The following is a 22,456-nucleotide window of genomic DNA, read 5'->3' as shown; positions in this document are numbered from 1 at the left end:
GGATTTTAAATATATTCAGTTTACGGGAATTTAGGGAATTGAGAAAAGTCAGGTTCGCGTTTTTCTTTAAATGCATCGCGTCCTTCTTTTGCCTCATCTGTCGTGTAATACAGCAGTGTTGCGTCTCCTGCCAGCTGCTGGAGTCCAGCAAGTCCGTCAGTATCAGCGTTCATTGAAGCTTTTAAGAAACGAAGCGCTGTCGGCGAGTGTTTCATAATATCTTCACACCATTCAACAGTCTCATCTTCAAGACGGTCAAGCGGTACTACCGTATTGACTAAGCCCATATCCAGTGCTTCCTGAGCGTCATATTGACGGCATAAGTACCAGATTTCACGCGCTTTTTTGTGACCGACGATACGCGCTAAATAACCTGAACCGTAACCGGCATCAAATGAACCGACTTTCGGTCCTGTCTGGCCAAAGCGTGCATTGTCAGCAGCAATTGTTAGGTCACATACCACATGAAGGACATGTCCGCCGCCAATGGCATAACCTGCGACCATAGCAATGACCGGTTTAGGAATGACGCGGATCAAACGCTGTAAGTCCAGTACATTTAAACGCGGGACTTCATCAGAACCGACGTAGCCGCCGTGTCCGCGTTTTTTCTGGTCTCCGCCTGAGCAGAATGCAAGATCCCCTTCACCAGTTAAGACAATTACGGATACGCGCTGATCGTCTCTGGCGCGTGTAAATGCATCGATCATTTCCGCAACCGTATCCGGCGTAAATGCATTGCGCACTTCCGGTCGGTTAATTGTTACTTTAGCGATACCGTTGTAAAATTCATACTTTATCTCTTTATATTCTTTAAGTGTTTCCCAAACTCTTGTCATGAGTTATCCTCCTTAAGATAATCCCGTACTTGTTTTATGTACGAATGATAATTTTCAAGATGAACATTATGTCCTGCATGCTCAACTATATTTAGTTTAGCACTTTTCAAGCGTTCTGACATCGATTGTGCTACAGCAACAAACTTCTCGTCATCACTGCCGGCAATCAGGTAAAAATCATTATCCAGCTGACTTAAATCTTCCCAGTATGACCGCTGAACACCTGTGCCGTATTTAAGCAGACTGTCCGCTGCCTCTTTTGGCTGCTGAGTCAGTCTTTCCTGATGCTGGGCGTTTAACAGTTCAGGGCTTATACGCTGCTGACTGTTAAACAGTGGCATGTCCTGCCAAAATTTAAGAAAAGCATCATAATCTTTAACGATAAAATTACTCCGCTCAGAATCAATTTTGTACCTTTCTGCTCTCTTCTCAGCATCGATAATACCCGGTGAGGCACTCTCTAATATACATTTGTTAATCATTTTTGGATAGGACGCCGTTAAAGCGAGCGCCGTCCGTCCGCCCATAGAATAACCCAGAACATCAAACTGATGAATATCATGATGTTTCATCAGACTCACTAAGCCATCTGCAATCGTATCCATACTGTAGTCGATATCCGCGCTCTTCGTTTGGCCGAAGCCCGGTAAATCTACCAACATCACATTTCTAATATCTTTAAGACCGTCTGCGACACGGCGCATACTTTCTTTAGACGATAAAAACCCGTGCAGCAGAAGAATCGTCCGGCTTTTACCGCGGTCTAAATATTCGTAATTAAAATTCAAAATCAGTCACCAGCTTTTTAAGCTGCGCTTTTAATTGATTATGGCTGTCTAAATTATGGTCTCTGTCAGTTTTAATTTCGATCAGCTGGCGTCCTTTTTGATTCAGCATATCTGCCTTTAAATCAGCGGGTGATTCAAGCTGAGTATAGTGATAATCATAAAGATTGGCTGCGTGTTCAAAATTCAGGTCGAGCGGTGTACCGAACAGTCTTTCAAAATGCGGTTTGTGCGCATATTGTGGCAAGTAGCTGAAAATGTTGCCGCCGTTATTATTAAATACAATGACCGTAAAATCGATATTTTCCAGTTTAGCAAGCAGCAGACTGTTTAAATCGTGATTCATCGATACATCGCCAATCAGCATAGTAACCTGATCTTTTTCAGCGATGCCGAGTGCACTGGAAATGACACCGTCAATTCCGTTGGCTCCCCTATTTGCAAAGACATCATGCTGGACTTTAGTATCATAACGTTCAAAATCCCTGATCGGCATGCTGCTCGATAAGAAAAATGTCCTTTCTTCACTAGTCTGCTGAATAATATCATAAACGTAGCGGCCTTCATCATCGTACTGGCCAATATTGCTGTCGATATAACTGTGAATATCTTTTGATAAATTGAGGAATGACGCTTTAAGACTGCTGTTAAAATCCTCACCGATTAATCTCGGCAATATTTCATTTACAGTACCGGCATAAGTGACATCCGGAGTCACCGGGAACGGTTTAATATCCTGGAATTCACTGATTAAATATTGCGGCACTGAAGTTGATTTTAAAAATGCATTGGTCTGTTTTGATGTTACCGGCTCACCGATTCGGATAATAAAATCAAGATTGTCATTTATAGTATTAAACTGGTCTTCATCAAAATTCGAAAACATCATATCGTGATTAACGACTGCATCTGATAAAATTGTCCGCACATTTTGTCTTGGATCGCAGACAGCGATAATATTGCCCTGATTAAGAATGGGTGCGAGCGGACTTAAATCTTCTGCCGTTTCACCGATGATTACCAGGCCGGCGCCCGATAATTTCTTTATATTGCCCGGAATCGTCAGCGCCGGCGTCATATCTTTCTGCTGACGTTTAAACAAATCGACACGGTTCACGTCCGGCATAATCGGCTCGCGGACCGGGATATTAAAATGAACCGGTCCCATATTAATGCCGTTAAAATACTGACTGGCCTGGAGCACTTTATCGTTAATCAGTGACTCGGCACTGTTGTGATCGTCTGCAATCGGCAGCTCTGTCTGGTAGCGTACAAAGTTATTAAACATATTATTCTGTTCGATCGCCTGCGGTGCGCCGACGTTTTTAAGTTCGTGCGGACGATCAGAGGTCATTACAACCAAAGGCAGGTGGCTGAGCCCCGCTTCTGCTACTGCCGGTGTGTAATTGGCCGCAGCAGTTCCCGAAGTGCACAGCATACCGACCGGCTGACGTCTTTTTTTAGTCAGACCGGCCGCAAAGTAACCGGCACCCCGCTCGTCCGGATGAATATAAGTTTTAATGCCTTCATGCAGTTCTGCAGCGATGGCAAGCGGTGTTGAGCGGGACCCCGGACTAATGACTATTTCTGTCATGCCGTATTCATATAATGCATCTATAATACTAAACGTTTGTACCGTCAGTGCTTGTGTGTAGTTCATTAGTAGTCGCCTCCAAGACGTTCAACATCGGTGTGAACTTAACTTCTGTCTCTAAAAACTCAGCTTCAGGATCTGATCCTTTAACGATGCCGCAGCCGGCAAAAAGCGTTGCACTGCGTGCTGAAATCAGCATAGAGCGGAGTCCGACAGCAAATTCACATTCCTTATCTTCATGAATAATACCGAGCGGTGCTGCATACAGTCCTCTCGTCCCATATTCATGTTCTTTAATATATTCTTTCGCCAATGCCTTCGGCAGTCCGCCGACTGCCGGTGTCGGATGAATTTCTTTTAGAATATTAAATTCATCAGCACCTGCTTTTAACATTGCCTGAATCGGAGTATATAAGTGGTAAATATATTTATTTTTCATTAAGAGCGGATTCTTTTTGTAATTCATGCCTTCTGAAAACGGAGAAATATCATTCACAATCGATTCTCTGACTACCCGATGTTCGAAAAGATTTTTTTCATCGTTTAAAAGGAAGTCGGTCTGCACCTTATTTTGCTCCTGGTCATCAACACGCTGAATAGAGCCTGCAACAGCATTAGTGTTAAGAACTTCACCATCAATTGAAAACAGTTTTTCAGGCGTTTTTGAAACGAAGGTGGACTTATTTTTTTCATAATAAATCGTATAAGTGTCCGCTTCATCTTTCAGTCTTCTGATTAAATACAGACGTTTAGCTTTTGACTCAAAAGTAATGAGTTTTTGTCTGGCCAGAACGACCTTCTTAAATTCATCATTTAAATTATTTACCGCTTCTTCAACGAGTCCCTTCCATTCTTTCGGGAAGATATCTCTTTTACTTTTAACGACGGGTTTTTCTTTTTCAGTAATTTCCGTCTCTTCAATTTCAGTCAAAATCTGGTCGATTTCTTCCAGCAGTCCGTCCGTATTCAGTCCTTCTTTACTGCGGGTTAAAAACACTTCCTGGTTTTTAAGATCAAACTGCCACTCTGGCAGCTGGAATTCAACCATTTTGAAGTCGTTCCATTCATCTGTCGTGTCTTTATCATCAAATAAAGTCCCGCCAAATAAGCTCAGTTTTGATTTCAAATCATCCCCGAGCGCTTCCTGCTGCAGCTTGGCATATAAGGCATTTTTACTCGCCGTGACTAGTTCCGGCTGAAACTTATTGCGCCACATGCTTTCTATATAATTAATACCGACGACATTATAAGTGCCGTCTTTTGACTTGAACCAATAGCGTGAGCCCTTTGATTCGTTAAAATATGTAAATATTTTTTCTTCGTCAATATTATATTCACTCACAGGAATATGCAGCGTCAGATATTGCCTGTCAGAATCCAGACTGATATTCTCCATAAATGTTCGAGACGATTGTAATTTCATGAGTCACACTACTTTCATCATAATTAACTCTATTTTATCATTTTTTTACTACTGTGTGTATGGACAACCCTTAAATATGATAAAATTAAAGCCATCATGTTTTAAAGGAGAAAGTCATGCAGGAAGCACAAGTACACACTGGATTTAAAAAATATCTGATGCTGACGCGTCCGCACACATTAACAGCAAGTTTTGTGCCTGTTTTTGTCGGAACAGCAAGTGTATTACTGTTCGCTGATATACGCTGGGGGATGTTTTTCCTCATGTTAATCGCAACGATATTAATACAGTCAGCGACGAATATGTTTAACGAATATTACGATTTCAAACGCGGTCTGGATTCCCATGAATCCGTCGGAATCGCAGGTGCCATCGTCAGAAATGGCATGAGCCCCCGCCTCGTTTTGACAATTGCACTTATATTTTACGGCATTGCTGCCGTTATCGGCATTATAATAACGATTAATTCATCATGGTGGATACTCGTCATAGGTGCGGTATCGATGGCAGTCGGCTATTTGTATACCGGCGGTCCGGTGCCGATATCATGGACACCTTTTGGTGAAATCTTTGCCGGATTCTTTATGGGAACTGTGATCATTATGATTACCTTCTCCATCCATACCGGTACTCTGCACGTATTTCCGCTGCTGATGAGCATTCCGCCGGCCATTACAATTGGCCTGTTGAATATGGCGAATAATATACGCGACCGTAAAAAAGATAAAGAAAGCGGCAGAAAAACATACGTTATACTCGTCGGTAAGCCGATTGCTGTTATGACAGCTGCAGTTCTTCTAATCTTCAGCTATGTATTTCTAATCTACATCACATTCTTTACATCGATGGGCTCACTGTTTCTGCTCATTCCGCTGCTGTCTATACCGCTTGCGATGAAGACGATTATGCTGATGAAAAAAGGAGATACACCGCCTGAATTAATACCGGCAATGGCTTCTATGGGTAAACTGAATACTATTATGGGACTGCTGCTGACGATTGGTCTGATCATTTACGGAATTACTGGCATATAATTTCTCTGTAAAATTGTAATTTAACTACATGAGCTATATAATGTAGATGAAACAAACAATTTAGGGGGATTTTATCATGCAGTTGAAACGCACGTTGTTCGCCGGAGGACTGGCGAGTATGTTACTGCTTGCAGCATGTAACGGGGAGAGCACAGAAGAAGCAGGCACTGAAGAAGAAACTGCTGAAGAGACATCAGAAGACGCACTGACATATTCAGGCGTAAACGGTGACTACACTTTTACTAATTTTACACCAGTTGAAATACCGGCAACAGACGCCGAAGGCAATGAAACGACAGTCCAAGCTGTTGCGGTTGAGTTTGAGTATACAAATACTTCTGAACGTACTTCAACACCATCAGAAGCATTCAGTCTGGACATGGCAATTCGCCAAGTCAGCGATACAGGAGACGCGCCGACTGAAAACTATACGATGGACCTGGACGATGAAGGGGAATTTGCAGACGGCAAAGCCGCTGCCAGTGAAATGGTGGAACCTGGCGACAGTGCAACAACAGTCGTTGCTTACGGGCCACTAGATCCGGAACTTCCAACTCACCTGCAGGCGAGAGAAAATCCGGTTGAAGAAACAGAATCACTCGACCATGAAATTGAACTTGAATTAGAATCTGAAGAAGCAACAGAAGAATAAATAACAAAAGACAGCACTTTGATGTGCTGTCTTTTTATTTAGATATTGTTAAACTTATTTCGTTTTCGTCAGTATAAACTTCGTACCTTCCGCTTCGTAAGTCAATTCTCCGCCTTCCATATCCATACGGACCGACATCATGACATGTGATTTGTTATTGAAATCTCTGTAAATAATACGAATACGGAAATTCATCGTCTGATCAGGCTGCATATAAAACTTCAGAATGACGACATCATTTTCATCCTCTTCCTTGATGTAATGATATTTAGTAGTGAAGTCATACCCTTTGATATAAACTTTCTCAATATGAAACGGGTTGTTATTTCTGTTCTCTACTCTGAACATTTTATACATGCCGCGGTCATCTTTTCTCCAGCCGACCTCATCGATCATTAACAAGGGCTGAGTCACCATAATATCCGCGCGTTTTCTTGACGAGTATACACTTAATCCGACGACTAAAGCGATGAATGCAACAAGTAAAATAAGAACATTAAGCCATACTAATAATGGGTCCATCAATCTGCCAACTTCCTTTTTATCGTTTATATAATTTTATCATTAAATGTACATTGAAAACAATTATGTTACATTATATGGAATATCAATTATCAAAAGGAGTCGACTATATGATTGAAATTTTGAGCGGCATCGGTATCGCTTTTATACTGCTGATTATTCTATCTATCGCTATTTTTATAAGTGTTGATAAAAACCGTTGAATATATAAAATAGAAATCGCCGTTGTCTTCCGGCCAAAGAAGCCTGCATATAATGAAAAGATTAAAAGGCACATCCCTTGAAAGTTACAAGGAACATGCCTTATCAAACTGTTCAACTTCTAAATTAACTAAGCTAAACAACTTTTATAAATGATACATTTATTATTTAATTTCAAATACTTCTTCTGTATGTTCGTGAAGTTCTTCAGGTCCGTTGATGTGCGCAACAATCGTATGTTCGCCCGCTTCAACTTCCGCAGCTTCAGCAGTATACACACCTTCGCCCTGATGTTCAGCGTTCAGCCATACTGTATCTTCTTCTTCAGGCGCCTGAACTTCAAATCTCACCCGGTCTGCTTCATAAGCCTCGCCGTCATTTAATAATTCTACACTGATAACGTTCGGATCCGCTTCGTTATCCACAGTCAGATTGATATCTAAAACATGCTCGTGATGATGCTCCCCGCTCTCCTCATGCGCCTCATGCGTTTCTTCACTCTTCGCCTCATCAGCTCCGTTACCGCATGCAGCCAGTGCAAGTGTTAAACCTGAAAAAATAAACAATTTCTTCATATGATAAATCCCCTAAAATTAAGTATGGATTAATTTTATCAAACAGTTCCATCTAAAATTATGCAGAATATGTGATATTAGTGACAAATACGGTCATATCACAGGAGATATGGTATTGAAAAAAGTTTCAGATACACTTAAAAATGTCGTTACTAAAGATGCTCCAGTTGGACGGGTTGGCGGCGAAGAATTTTCAATTATTTTAAGGGATTTTTCATTAAGTGAAGTAAATACGATCGCTGAGAAGATTAGAAGTGATATTGAGCATCTAGATATAGTCGCTAACGACAACACACAGATAGTTAAAATTACTGTCTCTATAGGCATTGCAAAATCACCAGAAGAAAACACAAGTATTCAAGAACTCTATGATACAGCTGACGAAAGGCTTTATATCGCAAAAAACTAGGTCGCAACCAGGTTCAGTCTTGTAATCCAAATGAAGTAATAATTAAACTAAAATAAACTCTCCGGTAAAATTCCGGAGAGTTTATTTTTATCTTACGTATTCAAATATTCCTGCTGCACCCATACCGACACCGATACACATAGTCACCATGCCGTATTTAGATTCAGGTCTACGTTTCATTTCAGCAAGCAGTCTTGCCGTCAGCATAGCGCCTGATGCGCCCAGCGGGTGGCCGAGGGAAATAGCTCCGCCGTTGACGTTTGTTTTTTCAATGTCGAGTCCTGCTTGTCTAATCGAGGCTACTGTTTGTGAAGCGAATGCTTCATTCAGTTCAATTAAGTCCATGTCATCAACTGTTAAGCCAGCTTGTTCCAGCACTTCCGGTATTGCATATGCCGGACCGATTCCCATAAGTTTCGGATCGACACCGACTGCTTTAAAGCCGACGAATTTTGCTATTGGTGTTACACCAAGTTCTTTAACTTTATCGCCTGACATAATTACTACAAATCCTGCACCGTCTGTTAATGGTGCCGATGTTCCTGCTGTTACTGTCCCATCTGCTTTAAAGACCGTTCTCAGTTTTGCCAGTCCTTCCATGTTCGTATCCGGACGAATATGTTCATCTGTTTTAAATTCTTTTTTAGATATTACCGGACCGTCTTCATTGTAGGATACATCGTTGACTTCGAGCGGTATAATTTCATCTTCAAAGCGACCTGCATCAAGGGCTGCTTTCGCCCGCTGATGGCTTTGAACAGCATATGCATCCTGGTCTTCTCTTGTAACTTTATACTCTTCAGCAACCATTTCTGCTGTTAGGCCCATCGGATATGATACTCCCGAGTCTTTGTCTTGTAAGACCGGACTGTTTGTCGGCTCATTACCGCCCATAGGAACAGCACTCATCAGCTCTACACCACCTGCAACCAGTACATCTGCCTGACCTGCCATAATTTGATTTGATGCAATGGCAATCGTTTGAAGTCCTGATGAACAATAGCGATTGACTGTTTGCCCTGGTACTTCATTCGGCATACCTGCAAGTAAAGCAATAGAACGTGCTATGTTTTGTCCCTGCAGTCCTTCAGGGAACGAGTTCCCCACAATCACATCTTCAACCATATCCGGGCTGAATTTACCGTCCACCCTGTTCAGCACACCTTTTAATACCTGTGCTGCGATTTCATCAGGTCTGTCGTGGAACATCGCACCGCCTTTGGCTCTGCCGGCAGCGGATCTTCCGTAAGCTACTATATATGCATCCTGCATTTATCTTCATCCTTCCTGGTTTATACCTTCTCCTAATTTCTTAGCGGTTTGCCTGTTTCAAGCATATAGCTGATACGCGCGTATGTTTTTTCGTTGTTCAACAGTTCTAAGAACCGTACTTTTTCCTGTTTTTGTAAATAACGCTGATTCACATACGTATTGCGCGGTACATCTCCACCTGACAGTACTTCGGCAATTTTCAGTGTAATGTCGTAATCGTGATCACTGATAAAGTGTCCGAGCCGCTGAGCATCGAGCATACCTTGTGCCAGCGCTTTAAAGTCACTGCCTAAAGCAATGTACTTGTCTTTCGGTTTAGGAATATAGTTCATTTCGGATTCCAAACGCGCCTTATTTAAAGCTGCTTCGACACGTTTTTCAGTATTCAGAATAATAGAGTCGGTATCTCTTAAATAACCATATCGTTTTGCTTCATAAGCATTTGTCGATACTTTTGCCATACCGATGTTCATCAGCACATCACTCATCGATTGCTGCTTGTCATCCGTCTTATGATTGGTGCTGAGTATACGGTCTGACATTTCAGCAAGACCGCCGCCGCTTGGCAGGAGGCCCACACCTGCTTCAACCATACCGATATACGTTTCACTCGCTGCCACAACAAATGGCGAGTGCAGCACTAATTCACAGCCTCCGCCGAGTGCTCTTCCTTGTACAGCAGTAACGACAGGTTTCAGCGCATATTTCAGTCTGCTGAAGCTTTCATGGAGCGTATCGATTGCCGGACCGACCAATTCATCGACCTGCTTCATTTCGTGTGCTTTTTTCATCATATATAAGTTGGCACCGACACTGAAGTTTCTGCCGTCAGCATATAAAACCATACTTGAAAAATCTTCAGTTTCCAGTAAATCCACTGCCTCAATTAAATCTTTAGCAAAACCGTCAGATATAATGTTATTGCCGCTTTGGAGTTTTAAGAGCAGCTGATCTGTATTGACAACAGACAAGTTCGAATCTTCACGATTCCAAATTTCACTCTCAATTAACTGGCTGACCGGCGTGATACGTTCAATCGTCTCTTCGTTTCCGTAAAATGGCTCTGTGCGTTCTTCAATCCAGGACGGCAATTCACCCAGTTCCGCTTTCATCCGTTCTTTAACACGCTCAAAGCCCATCATATCCCAAAGCTGAAATGGTCCTTTTTTCCAGTTAAACCCCCATACTAGAGCACGGTCGATATCTTTATAATCCGATGCTGCCTTAGGCACGTTTAAAGCTGAGTAGTAGAAATTATTTCTCATTGTTTCCCACATGAACAAGCCGGCTGCATCATCGGCATTAAAGATAACATCCATATTTGCTTTTAAATCTTTGCTGAATTTTCCTAGAATCGGAAATTCAGGTTTTGACTGTTCCACGTAGTCGTTGCTTTTTGGATCGAATACGAGAATTTGGTTTTTAACTTTTTTATAGAAGCCTGCTTTTGTCTTTCTGCCGAGCGCACCATTTTCTACTAACTTTTCTGCTATTTTTGTGTCGTGGAAGAACTTCTCTTCTCCCGGCACCTGCTGCAGACCTTTAGTGACTGTGACTGCAATATCTATACCGACAAGGTCACTCAGTCCGTAAGTACCTGTACTTGGACGCCCTATACTTCTGCCGGTTAATGCATCGGTATCAGATATAGAAATCCCCTGCGCTTCAGCCCGGTGCATAATATCATTCATCGTTTGAGTCCCGACTCGGTTAGCAACAAAGCCCGGTACATCATTGGCTATAACAACGCCTTTTCCGAGTTTATTTTCAGCAAAATCCTGAGCTGCTTTAACAGATTCTTCTGCTGTATCTTTCAGCGGAATGATTTCAACCAGTTTCATAATGCGCGGCGGGTTGAAGAAATGCATGCCGAAAAATCTTTGGCGTTCTTCATCACTGAATACTTTCGCGATATATTCAATCGGAATTCCAGATGTATTCGTCGCAAATAGCGCATTGTCTTTCGCTACTTTTTTAACTAGTTTCCATACATTATGCTTAATATCCAGCTCTTCTTTGACCGCTTCGATATAAATATCAGAGTCATCTTCTCCCTGCAAATCGTCGTCAAAGTTACCGTATGTTAAATTCGGTGCAAAATCCAAATCAAATAGATGCGGCCTCTTCTTATCAGTAATTGTTTCGTAAGACTTTCTGGAAATTTTATTTGGATCTTCTTTATCGATGACTACATCGAGTATTTTTACTTTTAATCCTGCATTTACGAGCAGGGCAGCAATTTGACTGCCCATTACTCCTCCGCCCAGCACGGTTGCTTTTCTTATCGTCATGAAAAACCCTCCAAATTAAATTATCTGTATACGTGTAAACACTTAGAATTAAATGAAAGCCGAGTCGCCTGTTAATGCTCTTCCGATCACCAGTGCATTGATCTCGTGAGTCCCTTCATAAGTGTAAACTGCTTCGGCATCAGAGAAGAATCTCGCAATATCATACTCTGCTAAAATTCCGTTGCCGCCTGTAATGCCGCGTCCCATAGATACCGATTCACGCAGTCTTAATGCATTCATCATTTTGGCAGTCGACGTTGCAACTTCGTCGTATTCACCATTCTCCTGCATGCGTGCAAGCTGTGCAGATAAGGCAATGGCATGTGACAGATTCCCCTGCATCATTGCAAGTTTTTCCTGTATCAGCTGATACTTACTGATTTCTTTGCCGAACTGCTTACGTTCAGTCACGTAATTGAGTGTTGCACGCAGCGCGCCTGCCATCGCACCTGTCGCCATGTAAGACACACCTGCACGTGTAGAATAAAGAACTTTAGCAATATCTTTAAAGCTGTTAATATTTTGAAGTCTGTCAGACTCTTTGACCACTACATTATTTAAACGGATATTGGTATTTGGAATAATGCGAAGCGCAATTTTATTTTCAATGACATCGATTTCTACACCTTCCTGTTCAGGACGGATAATAAATCCTTTTGGTTTCCCAGTTTCAACGTCTACTGCAAACAAAGGAATAACATCAGAAACATTCGCTCCGCCGATCCATTTCTTCGCACCGTTAATGACCCATTCGTCGCCTTGGCGTTTTGCTGTCGTTTCTAAGCCGCCTGCGACATCCGAACCGTGTTCAGGTTCTGTCAGTGCAAAGCACGTTCTCAGTTCATGCGATTGAAGTTTAGGAATATAGTGAGCCACCTGTTCTTTTGAGCCGCCAAATAAGAAAGCATTATGGCCAAGCCCTTGGTGTACACCGAGTAAAGTCACTAAAGATACATCGAACCGGGCTACAGTATATGACATGAAGAACTGGAAAAGCTGACTCGGCATTTTAGCGCCGTCACGTCCTTCGAAAAGCAGCGGATTTCTAAAGTAGTTCAGCTTGCCCATATCATCAAAGAAGTCTTCAGGTACTGTAGCATTCGCCCAGTGATCATTAATAGATTCACGGTATTTGCTTTCTAATAAATCATTCAGCTGTTTTAAAAATTTCACTTCTCCATCCGTTAATTCATGTGATACATTCATTAAATCTTCCGGGTACAATTCTTTTAAAGTTTCAATTTTTTCACTCATTATATTTCCTCCATTTTTGATAACGCTTTCAATTTATATTAAAAAAATTTAAAGTTCCGTCTGCAGTATTTTAGCTTTTTCATTCATCAATTTTTGAATCTCAAGTCTGTCCGGCTTAGATGTAGAATTCAATGGAATGTCTTTCATCTGCATGTAAAGTCTCGGTATTTTATACCCTGCAATCCGTTCTCTGACATGTTTGTCCAGAATCTCTTCAAAATTCTCCGTTTCTTCTGCCAGCACAATGGCTGCGGATACTGATTCACCGTATTGTGGACTGTCATACCCTACAACAATAGCAGTACGGACAATTGGATGTTCAGATAAAGCCGATTCAACTTCTGAAGGCAAGACATTTTCACCGCCGGTAATGATCAATTCTTTCTTGCGGTTGACGATAAAGATATCTCCGTCTTCATCTTTTTTAGCTAAATCTCCTGTCAGCAAGTAGCCATTTTTAAATATTTTCGCTGTTTCTTCAGGTTTGTTCCAGTAGCCCGGCGTAACGTTTTTACCTTTCACTGCCAGCTCACCGATTTCGCCAATCCTCACTTCATTGCCATCTTCATCAAGCAGCTTGCTGTCGACGTACATAATCGATTTACCGATTGTCATCGGCTTAACTTTTGAATGATGCGGCGTGTTAACCATAGTCAACGGCGCTTCTGTTAAACCAAAACCGTTAATCAGCGTATGTCCCATACTTTCGAATTTTTTCTGTACAGCAGGCAGCGGTGAAGATCCGCCTTGAATCAGATATTTAATATTTTCAAAGTTCTTAATATCAAAGTTATCTGCAACCAGCATGCCATAATACATCGTTGGAATCATAATCAGATAATCCGGTTTAAACTGGCTCATCAAATCGTTCAACTGTGCACCATCAAAGTAACGATGCAGCACCAGTGTTCCGCCTGCCATAATTAGAGGCAGTGCTGTATCATTCAAGCCTAAAACGTGGAATGTCGGTGTTGAAATAATAGTAGTCTGGTCTCCTGTAACTTTATACGTTAAAGCAGCGTTAATTACATTGGATACAAATGATTCATAAGTAAACATGACGCCTTTAGGCAGTCCTGTCGTACCGCTGGTGTACATCAGCGACGCGAGATCATCACTTTCAACATCTACCGATTCAAATGGTCGATGCGACTTCGGATTACAGATTTCATCGTATTCTGCTGAATCAATATCCATGTGCAGTATTTCTTCCGGTGTACCAATTAAACTTTCCTTATGTCGCAGTGAGTAAAAAATCATTTTGACGCCGGAGTCAGCAATTACACTCTGAATTTCCTGAGGTTTTAACCGCCAGTTCATCGGCAGGAAAACTGAACCGAGTTTAAAAGAAGCGAAAAGTAAATCAAATACAGCAACATCATTTGGTGCAAAAACCCCAATGACATCTCCGCGTTTAACACCTTGATCCTGTAAATAATTGGCCAGATTTTCTGCACGTATATTTAAATCCTGATATGACCATTGCGTCCCCTTTGCAGGATCTATAATTGCCGGTTTGACTTCATCGTAATCTGATCTTGTTTTAATCCAATCATAATTCATTTGTATCTTCCCCTTTGTTAATGATTATTTTTAATTGATTCCCTTAACTCTCCCCAAGTCTCCTGAAACAATTGACTATTCATTATTTTTACATTTTCAGCTACTGCGGGTTTAAAAGCCATTTGATCCAGTACATCTTTTTTCAAATCCAGCCCCGGAGCGATTTCAATCAGCTCCAATCCTGAATCAGTCAGCTGAAATACTGCACGTTCTGTCACGTAAAATACATTCTGACCCAGCTCTCTGGAATACGCTGCATTAAAGTCGAGACTCTGTACTGTTTCTACAAACTTTTTAGAATGGCCTTCACGGTCAATAATCAGTTCATTATCTTCACAGTGCGATTCGCTCCCAACGACCATCGTTCCTGAGAAGATTAATGTTTTAACAGTCTGACTGATGTCGATAAAACCGCCGCTGCCATTCATTCTGTCCCCAAACTGCGATACATTGACGCTGCCGGACTGATCAATTTCAGCAAAACTTAAATATGCAATATCGAGGCCGCCGTTGAATATGAAATCCCATGTCATTTCGTGACGCATTCTCGCATCGAGATTGTAGTTCATGCCAAAGTGATTTCTGCTGCCGATTATTCCCCCAAATATACCGGTATCAATATTCAATTTGACCAGCTCTTCTGCCTGCTCTTCACGAAGTACATTTGATAATTCATTATTTATACCGTAGCCGATACTCACCGCATGTCCCGGTTTTAAAAACTGTGCCGAACGTCTTAAAATAATTTTTCTGGAACCAAATTCTAAAAAGCTCTCCTTGCTCTGTACAATTCTGTGATGGCCGGATAAAGCGGGATCGTAATATGTCTGTATCACCTGCTTATGATATTTTGGATTCTTATTAACAACGACGTAATCGACAAGTTCTGAAGGAATAAATACGTCACTCGGCTTATAGTCGCCTTTTTTAATAATCTCCTTCACTTGAACAATGACTTTCCCGCCGTTTTGTCTTGCTGCGGAAGCTGCACTGAAACCTTCACCGAGATGAGATTCATGAGTCATAAAAATATTTCCGCTCTCATCGGCATATGTCCCCCGCAAAAGTGTAATATCAATTTTCGGAAAGTCGTAATGTAAATACTCTTCATTATTAATTTTAATTAAAGAAACTAACTCCTCACGAGTCAGATCATTGACTTTGCCGCCGAATATTCTGGGATCTACTACTGTGTTCAATCCGATTTTAGTAATCATGCCTGGTGAAGAAGATGCCTGTTCACGGTATGAAGTAGCGATAACACCCTGAGGCAGAAAATATGCTTCAATTTTGTTATTCTTAATTGCTTCGACCGTGACTGGTGAAGCAATTACCAGGCTCGCTATAATTCTTTTAACCATTCCTCTTGAAACGAAAGAATCTAAATCGAAACCATCATCAAAATCACTAATATCATTCGACACAACAAAAGTTAAATTGTCTGTCTTCTTATCTTCATCGTATTGTTCCGCTAAATACTTCAGCACTTCCATAGGAAGATTGCCTGCAGATAAAGCAGCGATGGAAATAACGTCGCCGCGTTTAATAATATTTCTTAAATCATTATATGAAATAATCTCCATATTCTATTCTCCCGACATCGTTATATTTCAGATGAAAATCTTTGAATATAACCCTTTCTGTTTTTATCCCCTTCACATTTTCAAATGTATCATCGTCTTTACTTTTTGTAAACGTTTTCATTTCATAATTTAATGAAAATTTATATTATATTATTTCATACTTAGTCTTAGTACCAACTTCTATTATTTAGTATGTAACTACTGATATCATTGATACTAAGCTGTTTTATAGTAAAACCCATAAATGAATAATCAGAAAATGTTACCATCATCAATATGAAATATTTATGACTTGACATTATACCTGAAAAATGGCCAAGAACTAGAAATTGGTCCGTCCACCACTCTATTTTTTAATTAATAATCGAAAAAAGAAACCCACTATATTTTAAAATATAATGGGTTTCTGTCTATTTAGTTTTTGGAAGGCTGTTTTTAACAAAGAATGAAAGAATCAGCCCGATAATACCTGTAACTAATACTGAGTAGAATGCGTAGTTGATACCGCCTGCTAAAAATTCAACAGGGACTTCAGCGCCAAATTCTTCAATATACTTATTCTGTCCAGCAGTGAACATTGTAATTGCAACAGCTGTACCTGCTGCACCTGCCACTTGAGTTAAAGTATTCATTGCTGCAGATCCATCTGCATACAATTCAGGCGGCAGCTGATTTAAAGCATTGGTTTGTGCAGGCATAATAGTCATAGCAACCCCTGCAAATAATATACAAAGTACAGCAACCACTTGCCATACGGGTGTTGTAGACGAAATGATTACTATAAGAACGATTGCTGCGATTGTAATCAGTGTAAACCCGATACGTGTATAGACTCTCGCGCCGACTTTGTCGAAACTGGATCCGACAATCGGCGACAAAATAATATTCAAAAGGTTTGACGGCAGCATCAACAGTCCTGCAGCAATTGCTGTATAAGCTAATACACTCTTAAGATATAGAGGTAAAAGGATCGCCACAGTTAAAATGATAAACAATGTAGCAATCATCAAAATCGTACCGACTGTATACATCGGGTATTTAAAGACTCTCAGATTCACCATTGGCTCAGTCATTTTAAACTGACGTAAAGTAAACAATATTAAGGCTATAATGCCTGCTGCAAGCGGCAGCCAAATACTGATGTCAGACAGCGGCAATTCTGCCAATGTTGCCAATGCGTAAACAATTCCGCCAAAAGCAACTGTCGATAAAACCAGAGATAATATATCGATTCTCGGTTTAGTAATGTTCGAAACATTATCCATTTTCGGTGCACCGACGATTAATAAAATAATATTTAACACCATCATAATTACAAAGATATATTTCCAGCTGGATACACTGATAATCAAACCGCTCAATGTGGGTCCGAGCGCAGGTCCTGCTGTGATGACTAAACCGACGATCCCCATAACGGCACCGCGTTTATGAATAGGGAAAATCATTAGTACGACGTTAAACATCAGCGGCAGAAATATCCCTGCCCCAATCGCTTGAACTAAACGTCCGATCAGCAGCATTGAAAAACTTGAAGCAGCAACAGCAAATAACGCACCTGCTGTAGATATTATTAAGGCTGCTGTGACGAGCTGACGCGTTGTAAACCATCTGACTAAATATGACGATAAAGGGACAAGAATTGCTAAGACAAGTAAATAACCAGTCGTCAGCCATTGCCCTGTACTCGCAATAATCGAATAATCCTCCATAATATCAGTCAGTGCCATGTTCAAAGCTGTCTCAGCGAACAAACCGATGAATGATCCAAACATTAAAACAGCTGCCATCAACTTAGGGTGACTTACTTTTAAATGTGATTCCAAATTTATAACTTCCTCTTCTATATATATTGACCTAAAAATTTTTCTGCAACACATAAAACGAGGAATAGAATACCTGTGATTACGGTCTTTCGATGAAATTTATTAGTCTATTAAATACTATAACAAACACTCTCATTGAATCTCTAAGGAAATTTGCACTGTCTTATTAGCACTTTTCACATCTTAGACATATATTTTCAAATAAATACCATAAATTTATATACTTACGGATTCAGTGATTTATTTGTAACCGATTGCATTTCTTAACTCTATTTTTTTATTCTTTTCTAAACGCAAGCAAGTCAATGCATAGCACCTCATCCTCTGCCATTGCTATGATAACGTCAAAAAAATCAATATTTTTTAAGTAAACTTACTGTAAAAAAATATGAAATATTTAATAGAGACATAAAATAATCTCCCTCAAAAAAATTGAGAGAGATTTAAAATGTATTAACGGACAGTGAGGGATTTGAACCCTCGAAACGGGGTTGCCGTTTACACGCGTTCCAGGCGTGCGCCTTCAGCCGCTCGGCCAACTGTCCAGAATAAAAAAACAGAAGTGCGATTACACTTCTGAGTATGACCCGTACGGGACTCGAACCCGTGTTACCGCCGTGAAAGGGCGGTGTCTTAACCGCTTGACCAACGGGCCAAAATGGCTCCACAGGTAGGACTCGAACCTACGACCGATCGGTTAACAGCCGATAGCTCTACCACTGAGCTACTGTGGAATAATACATATGGAGCGGGTAGACGGGATCGAACCGACAACATCAGCTTGGAAGGCTGAGGTTATACCATTTAACTATACCCGCTAAAGGTAATAAAGCAAATATGGTTCAGGACGGAATCGAACCGCCGACACTGTGAGCTTCAATCACATGCTCTACCAACTGAGCTACTGAACCTGAATATATGAAGTTTTAAATGGCGGTCCCGACGGGAATCGAACCCGCGATCTCCTGCGTGACAGGCAGGCATGTTAACCGCTACACCACGGGACCACACTTATGTATTTTAAAAATTGCGGGAGAAGGATTCGAACCTACGACCTCCGGGTTATGAGCCCGACGAGCTACCACTGCTCCATCCCGCGCCAATATTATTTAACATATATTTAATGTCTGTTATATATACTATAGGTTTCATCCTTATTTTTCAAGTCTTTTTAACCATTTTCATATAACAAATTTACACTTTCTTAATTAATAAAAAATAATTCCTTAAATAAGGAATTATTTTTTATGCTGCTCATAATAGACAGTCATAGCTTCTTTCATAAATTCAGCTAGACCATCACCATATTTATCGATGTTTTTTGTAAATCTCTCATCTGCTGTATACATCTCACCCAGATTTTTAAACATTTCAGGTGTATATTCCCCTACTTTATTTAAAAAGTCATACCATTTTCCTATCTCCTGCTGGGCTGCATCTGATTCCGGGTCTAAGTGTCTCAAATCAGCAAGCTGTGTATAGATCTCATCAAACTCGCGTTCCGCTTCTTTCGCCCCCATTTTTTTAAGGTTTTGATTCGCTTGTTCTACTTTCTCATCGCCCCATTTTTCTCTCGCTTCCTGTTCATACGGATTGTGTGAAAAGTCTACTCCACTGAATTTTTCTTCATTTGTCATTGTGATTTCTCCTCTCTCGGCTTGAATCGTTTTATCGATTAATTTCAATATATTGTTCAGCCGTGTTTGTTCTTTTAATATAATATCTTTTTGCTCTAACAGCGCTTCGGTTTGATGGTATTTCGGACTGTTCAGAATGTCTTTAATTTGAGTCAGCTTAAAATTCAGCTGCCTGAAAAACAATATTTGCTGCAGTGTTGAAACATCTTGATCACTGTAATTACGGTAGCCGTTTTCCCGATCAATTTCAGGGCTCAAAAGTCCAATCGTATCGTAGTAATGCAAAGTTCTGACACTGATGCCCGCAATATCGGCTAATTCCTTAGTTCTCATTTCTTCTCACCTCTCTTTAATTCGAGTATAAAGTATCACGTAAAGTCAGGGTCAACACTGAAATTATAATTGTTTTAAGACCTTATTAACTATAATATAAAGGTAATACAGATTTTATAAAGGATGAGAATCGAATGGCGAACAATAATAATCAAAAAAATAATAAATTTATCCGGCCGAGGCATTTAAAAAAATTAGGCCTTCCGGGCATGATTGTCATACTCCTCTTATTTATTGGGGTGACAGTTTATAATGATAATTTTTCAGGGGAAAGTAATGAACAGCAGTCCGGCGGCGAGAATGAAGTGACTGTCGACCAGCATATCGACGGAGATACGACACGTTTTAATTACAATGGCAGCTCAGAAAGTTTTAGATACTTAATTATTAACACACCGGAAATCGGCAGAGACGGTGAGGAAGATGAACCGTATGCTGCTGAGGCCTTTGAACGCACTCAGGAGCTTCTTGATAACGCGGATACGATTACTGTCGAGTTCGACGAAGAAGAACAGGATCACTACGACAGGTATTTAGCATACGTCTATGCTGACGGAGAAATGGTCAATGAAACACTGGTTAGAGAAGGTCTGGCTTCAGTAGACTATGTTCACGAACCAAACGATAAGTACGAAGATCTTCTAAGAGATGCTGAAGATGAAGCAAAAGAAGCCGGTGCCGGCATGTGGTCTGAACAGTAAAAAAACCTTGAAATCCTAATAGGATTTCAAGGTTTTTTAAGCTTCTTGTTTTTCTTCGATCCAGTTTTGAGACCATTTTTCAATATCTCTTAGTACAGGCTCAAGTGAAAGTCCTTTTTCTGTCAGAGTATATTTAATCACGACAGGGGTTTCAGGAATCACTTCTCTGTTTATAAGCCCTTCCTGTTCCATACTTTTAAGGCGATCTGATAATACTTTGCCGCTGACACCAGTTGCTGATTGAATTTCACCGAATCTGGAATTGCCATCCAGCATTTGGTAAATCAAAAGCGCTGTCCATCTTTGGCTTAATATATTTACCGCTTTTTCAAAGCGAGGACACATTTCGTTTTGGGACATATATATCACTCCTTATTAAAATATAATAGCACAAATCATCACATAATAAAAGTAAAATTTATTACTTGATATAATGTGATAATCATTATACACTAGGTTACATTAAGTTACCAATTAGGAGGAAATACTATGACATTCCATAGTGGCAAAGCAACATATGTAGAAACAGTATCATTAAATATTAAGGATTTAAATCGTTCATTAGAGTTTTATACTAAAACAATTGGTTTTTCAGTACTGAAGCAGGACGAAACTTACGCTGAATTAACAGCTGATGGTGACAATGTTCTTCTTATATTAAACCAGGTTGATAAAGAACGCACGCACCCAAGATCTGCAGGACTTTATCATTTTGCCCTGCTTTTACCCGAAAGAGCTGATCTTGCTTTAATGACGATGCATCTTGCTTCAAAAAGAATACCGCTCGGTTCGGCTGACCACCATGTGAGTGAAGCATTATATTTGGATGATCCAGATGGCAACGGCATTGAAATTTATATCGACAGAGCGCCTGAACACTGGATTTGGAATAACGGCCAGGTTCACATGGTGACTGAACAGCTTAATGCAGAAGATCTGCTTAAAGACCGACCTGATCCTGCAGACTTTAAAGGTCTGCCGAAAGATACAGTTATGGGACACGTTCACCTTCACGTCAGCGAACTTCAAAAAACTGATGAATTTTATATTGAAGGACTAGGCTTCGAAGTTATACTTAACTTCGGCGGCCAGGCATTATTCATGGGCAGTGAGAAATACCACCACCATATCGCAGCGAATATTTGGAACGGACTGGGTGCCGCTGCATCTGAAAAAGGCAGTATCGGACTGGATTACTTTACTGTCGTCTACCCAACAGCTGAAGCGATGAACCTGGCAGCTGACAGATTGTCCGCTCTCGGCTTCACTGCGAATAAAGAAGCCGGCTATATCTCAACACAGGATCCATCAGGTAATCATATTAGAATGCAGACACAAAACAGACACAATTAATTGAAAGAGATTCTCAATTAGGCTTGACTCATTCTCAATGCGTATTGTATATTAGTAATTGAAAATGATTATCAGTTAGAAATTAATAGGCCCCCTCTTATTAATAAAAATCATTTTCAGCTACTTTAATCTATCGTTACACATTCATAAAGTCATACCCAGACCCAGGGTATGGCTTTTCTTTTTGCTGAAAAAGATCATAAAAAAAGAGACAGCCGAAGCTGTCTCTTGAAAGTTCTATATTATATCGTAGTGACGTTAGTAGCTTGTGGGCCACGTTGTCCTTCTTCGATTTCAAAGCTAACTTTTTGTCCTTCTTCTAATGATTTGTAACCATCAGCTTGGATTGCTGAGAAGTGTACGAATACGTCGTCTCCAGCTTCCTGTTCGATAAATCCAAATCCTTTTTCTGAGTTAAACCATTTTACTGTTCCTTCGTTCATAGAAAAAACCTCCTAGTGCTTTTGCACTTAAATATTTGCAATTGTTAATGTAAAAATTTTAAGAGTTTTTCAAACGAATGAAACAATTAAAATATTTGCTGATTAAAAACTACTCTTCATATACTACAGTGCTTTTGTTCTTTTGTCAACAGTTATTAAAAATATATTT

The 22,456-nt window shown here is 40.4% G+C and carries 20 protein-coding genes and 7 tRNA genes; 5 read left to right on the top strand and 22 right to left on the bottom strand.

Features of this window, described 5'->3' with window-relative positions:
• Nucleotides 1–20 precede the first annotated feature (20 nt).
• The 4 genes from menB to IEU81_RS00555 are packed head-to-tail and all read right to left on the bottom strand — an operon-like array spanning nucleotide 21 to nucleotide 4,614.
• Nucleotides 21–839 carry a 1,4-dihydroxy-2-naphthoyl-CoA synthase gene (gene menB, locus IEU81_RS00570; RefSeq protein WP_092600204.1) on the bottom strand — a complete coding sequence of 273 codons (819 nt, stop codon included), beginning with the start codon at nucleotides 837–839 and terminating at the stop codon, nucleotides 21–23.
• A complete protein-coding gene (gene menH, locus IEU81_RS00565; RefSeq protein ID WP_176760677.1) occupies nucleotides 836–1,627 on the bottom strand; it encodes a 2-succinyl-6-hydroxy-2,4-cyclohexadiene-1-carboxylate synthase in 792 nt (263 codons plus the stop codon). Before menH ends, menB begins: the two co-directional genes overlap by 4 nt.
• Nucleotides 1,617–3,284, bottom strand: coding sequence for a 2-succinyl-5-enolpyruvyl-6-hydroxy-3-cyclohexene-1-carboxylic-acid synthase (menD, locus tag IEU81_RS00560; protein ID WP_186089796.1), 1,668 nt, complete (start codon nucleotides 3,282–3,284; stop codon nucleotides 1,617–1,619). The genes menH and menD overlap by 11 nt, the downstream gene beginning before the upstream one ends.
• Entirely contained in the window at nucleotides 3,247–4,614 is a 1,368-nt protein-coding gene (locus tag IEU81_RS00555; protein ID WP_231957110.1) for an isochorismate synthase, read from the bottom strand. The genes menD and IEU81_RS00555 overlap by 38 nt, the downstream gene beginning before the upstream one ends.
• A gap of 143 nt (nucleotides 4,615–4,757) precedes the next feature.
• Between IEU81_RS00555 and IEU81_RS00550 the strand changes: the two genes are divergently transcribed.
• Nucleotides 4,758–5,675: a 1,4-dihydroxy-2-naphthoate polyprenyltransferase gene (locus tag IEU81_RS00550; RefSeq protein WP_186089793.1), complete on the top strand. Its 918-nt coding sequence runs from the start codon at nucleotides 4,758–4,760 to the stop codon at nucleotides 5,673–5,675.
• Nucleotides 5,676–5,751: 76 nt separating this feature from the next.
• Nucleotides 5,752–6,327: a DUF4352 domain-containing protein gene (locus IEU81_RS00545; protein ID WP_186089791.1), complete on the top strand. Its 576-nt coding sequence runs from the start codon at nucleotides 5,752–5,754 to the stop codon at nucleotides 6,325–6,327.
• Between the two features lie 54 nt (nucleotides 6,328–6,381).
• Here the strand turns inward: IEU81_RS00545 and IEU81_RS00540 are convergent, their stop codons facing one another.
• Together IEU81_RS00540 and IEU81_RS00535 are read right to left on the bottom strand one after the other, a co-directional pair.
• Nucleotides 6,382–6,849, bottom strand: a complete 468-nt coding sequence (locus tag IEU81_RS00540) for a hypothetical protein (RefSeq protein WP_092600187.1) — start codon at nucleotides 6,847–6,849, stop codon at nucleotides 6,382–6,384.
• Nucleotides 6,850–7,214: 365 nt separating this feature from the next.
• Nucleotides 7,215–7,625 (bottom strand): hypothetical protein, encoded by a 411-nt coding sequence (locus IEU81_RS00535; RefSeq protein WP_186089790.1) that lies wholly within the window; start codon nucleotides 7,623–7,625, stop codon nucleotides 7,215–7,217.
• Nucleotides 7,626–7,653: 28 nt separating this feature from the next.
• Here IEU81_RS00535 and IEU81_RS00530 point away from each other — a divergent pair, with 28 nt between their 5' ends.
• Entirely contained in the window at nucleotides 7,654–8,034 is a 381-nt protein-coding gene (locus tag IEU81_RS00530; RefSeq protein ID WP_308807830.1) for a GGDEF domain-containing protein, read from the top strand.
• Between the two features lie 87 nt (nucleotides 8,035–8,121).
• Here IEU81_RS00530 and IEU81_RS00525 read toward each other — a convergent pair whose 3' ends face one another.
• The 14 genes from IEU81_RS00525 to IEU81_RS00460 all read right to left on the bottom strand — a co-directional run bounded on the left by IEU81_RS00525 (nucleotide 8,122) and on the right by IEU81_RS00460 (nucleotide 19,790).
• Entirely contained in the window at nucleotides 8,122–9,306 is a 1,185-nt protein-coding gene (locus tag IEU81_RS00525; RefSeq protein ID WP_186089787.1) for a thiolase family protein, read from the bottom strand.
• A 32-nt stretch (nucleotides 9,307–9,338) separates the two neighbouring features.
• Complete coding sequence (gene fadB, locus IEU81_RS00520) at nucleotides 9,339–11,597, bottom strand: 3-hydroxyacyl-CoA dehydrogenase/crotonase FadB (protein WP_186089785.1); 2,259 nt, start codon at nucleotides 11,595–11,597, stop codon at nucleotides 9,339–9,341.
• Nucleotides 11,598–11,645: 48 nt separating this feature from the next.
• A complete protein-coding gene (gene fadE, locus IEU81_RS00515; protein WP_186089783.1) occupies nucleotides 11,646–12,851 on the bottom strand; it encodes an acyl-CoA dehydrogenase FadE in 1,206 nt (401 codons plus the stop codon).
• A 48-nt stretch (nucleotides 12,852–12,899) separates the two neighbouring features.
• Nucleotides 12,900–14,414: a long-chain-fatty-acid--CoA ligase FadD gene (fadD, locus tag IEU81_RS00510; RefSeq protein WP_186089781.1), complete on the bottom strand. Its 1,515-nt coding sequence runs from the start codon at nucleotides 14,412–14,414 to the stop codon at nucleotides 12,900–12,902.
• Between the two features lie 17 nt (nucleotides 14,415–14,431).
• Nucleotides 14,432–15,997, bottom strand: a complete 1,566-nt coding sequence (fadX, locus tag IEU81_RS00505) for a fatty acid degradation protein FadX (RefSeq protein ID WP_186089779.1) — start codon at nucleotides 15,995–15,997, stop codon at nucleotides 14,432–14,434.
• 410 nt (nucleotides 15,998–16,407) lie between these two features.
• Nucleotides 16,408–17,820, bottom strand: coding sequence for a DHA2 family efflux MFS transporter permease subunit (locus IEU81_RS00500; protein ID WP_231957106.1), 1,413 nt, complete (start codon nucleotides 17,818–17,820; stop codon nucleotides 16,408–16,410).
• Nucleotides 17,821–18,277: 457 nt separating this feature from the next.
• A tRNA-Ser gene (locus IEU81_RS00495) sits at nucleotides 18,278–18,365 on the bottom strand.
• Nucleotides 18,366–18,403: 38 nt separating this feature from the next.
• Nucleotides 18,404–18,475: transfer RNA gene (locus IEU81_RS00490), tRNA-Glu, on the bottom strand.
• A 4-nt stretch (nucleotides 18,476–18,479) separates the two neighbouring features.
• Nucleotides 18,480–18,554 (bottom strand) — tRNA-Asn (locus IEU81_RS00485).
• 10 nt (nucleotides 18,555–18,564) lie between these two features.
• Nucleotides 18,565–18,638 (bottom strand) — tRNA-Gly (locus tag IEU81_RS00480).
• A 20-nt stretch (nucleotides 18,639–18,658) separates the two neighbouring features.
• Nucleotides 18,659–18,731 (bottom strand) — tRNA-Phe (locus tag IEU81_RS00475).
• A 20-nt stretch (nucleotides 18,732–18,751) separates the two neighbouring features.
• Nucleotides 18,752–18,827 (bottom strand) — tRNA-Asp (locus IEU81_RS00470).
• A 20-nt stretch (nucleotides 18,828–18,847) separates the two neighbouring features.
• Nucleotides 18,848–18,919: transfer RNA gene (locus tag IEU81_RS00465), tRNA-Met, on the bottom strand.
• A 139-nt stretch (nucleotides 18,920–19,058) separates the two neighbouring features.
• The gene (locus IEU81_RS00460) at nucleotides 19,059–19,790 is read right to left on the bottom strand and encodes a MerR family transcriptional regulator (RefSeq protein ID WP_186089778.1); all 732 of its coding nucleotides are present in this window, start codon (nucleotides 19,788–19,790) and stop codon (nucleotides 19,059–19,061) included.
• Between the two features lie 134 nt (nucleotides 19,791–19,924).
• Here IEU81_RS00460 and IEU81_RS00455 point away from each other — a divergent pair, with 134 nt between their 5' ends.
• Complete coding sequence (locus IEU81_RS00455; RefSeq protein WP_092599073.1) at nucleotides 19,925–20,491, top strand: thermonuclease family protein; 567 nt, start codon at nucleotides 19,925–19,927, stop codon at nucleotides 20,489–20,491.
• A 36-nt stretch (nucleotides 20,492–20,527) separates the two neighbouring features.
• Here the strand turns inward: IEU81_RS00455 and IEU81_RS00450 are convergent, their stop codons facing one another.
• Nucleotides 20,528–20,851: a winged helix-turn-helix transcriptional regulator gene (locus tag IEU81_RS00450; protein WP_092599070.1), complete on the bottom strand. Its 324-nt coding sequence runs from the start codon at nucleotides 20,849–20,851 to the stop codon at nucleotides 20,528–20,530.
• A 129-nt stretch (nucleotides 20,852–20,980) separates the two neighbouring features.
• On the opposite strand from IEU81_RS00450, the gene IEU81_RS00445 reads away from it, so the two are divergent.
• The gene (locus IEU81_RS00445) at nucleotides 20,981–21,844 is read left to right on the top strand and encodes a VOC family protein (protein ID WP_186089776.1); all 864 of its coding nucleotides are present in this window, start codon (nucleotides 20,981–20,983) and stop codon (nucleotides 21,842–21,844) included.
• 242 nt (nucleotides 21,845–22,086) lie between these two features.
• Here IEU81_RS00445 and IEU81_RS00440 read toward each other — a convergent pair whose 3' ends face one another.
• Nucleotides 22,087–22,287, bottom strand: a complete 201-nt coding sequence (locus IEU81_RS00440) for a cold-shock protein (RefSeq protein WP_092599064.1) — start codon at nucleotides 22,285–22,287, stop codon at nucleotides 22,087–22,089.
• Nucleotides 22,288–22,456: the final 169 nt, after the last annotated feature.

The organism is Jeotgalicoccus aerolatus, from assembly GCF_014635205.1.
Lineage (GTDB): Bacteria > Bacillota > Bacilli > Staphylococcales > Salinicoccaceae > Jeotgalicoccus > Jeotgalicoccus aerolatus.
The sequence above is the reverse complement of the archived record's forward strand: the minus strand, read 5'-3'. Positions and strand labels throughout refer to the sequence as shown.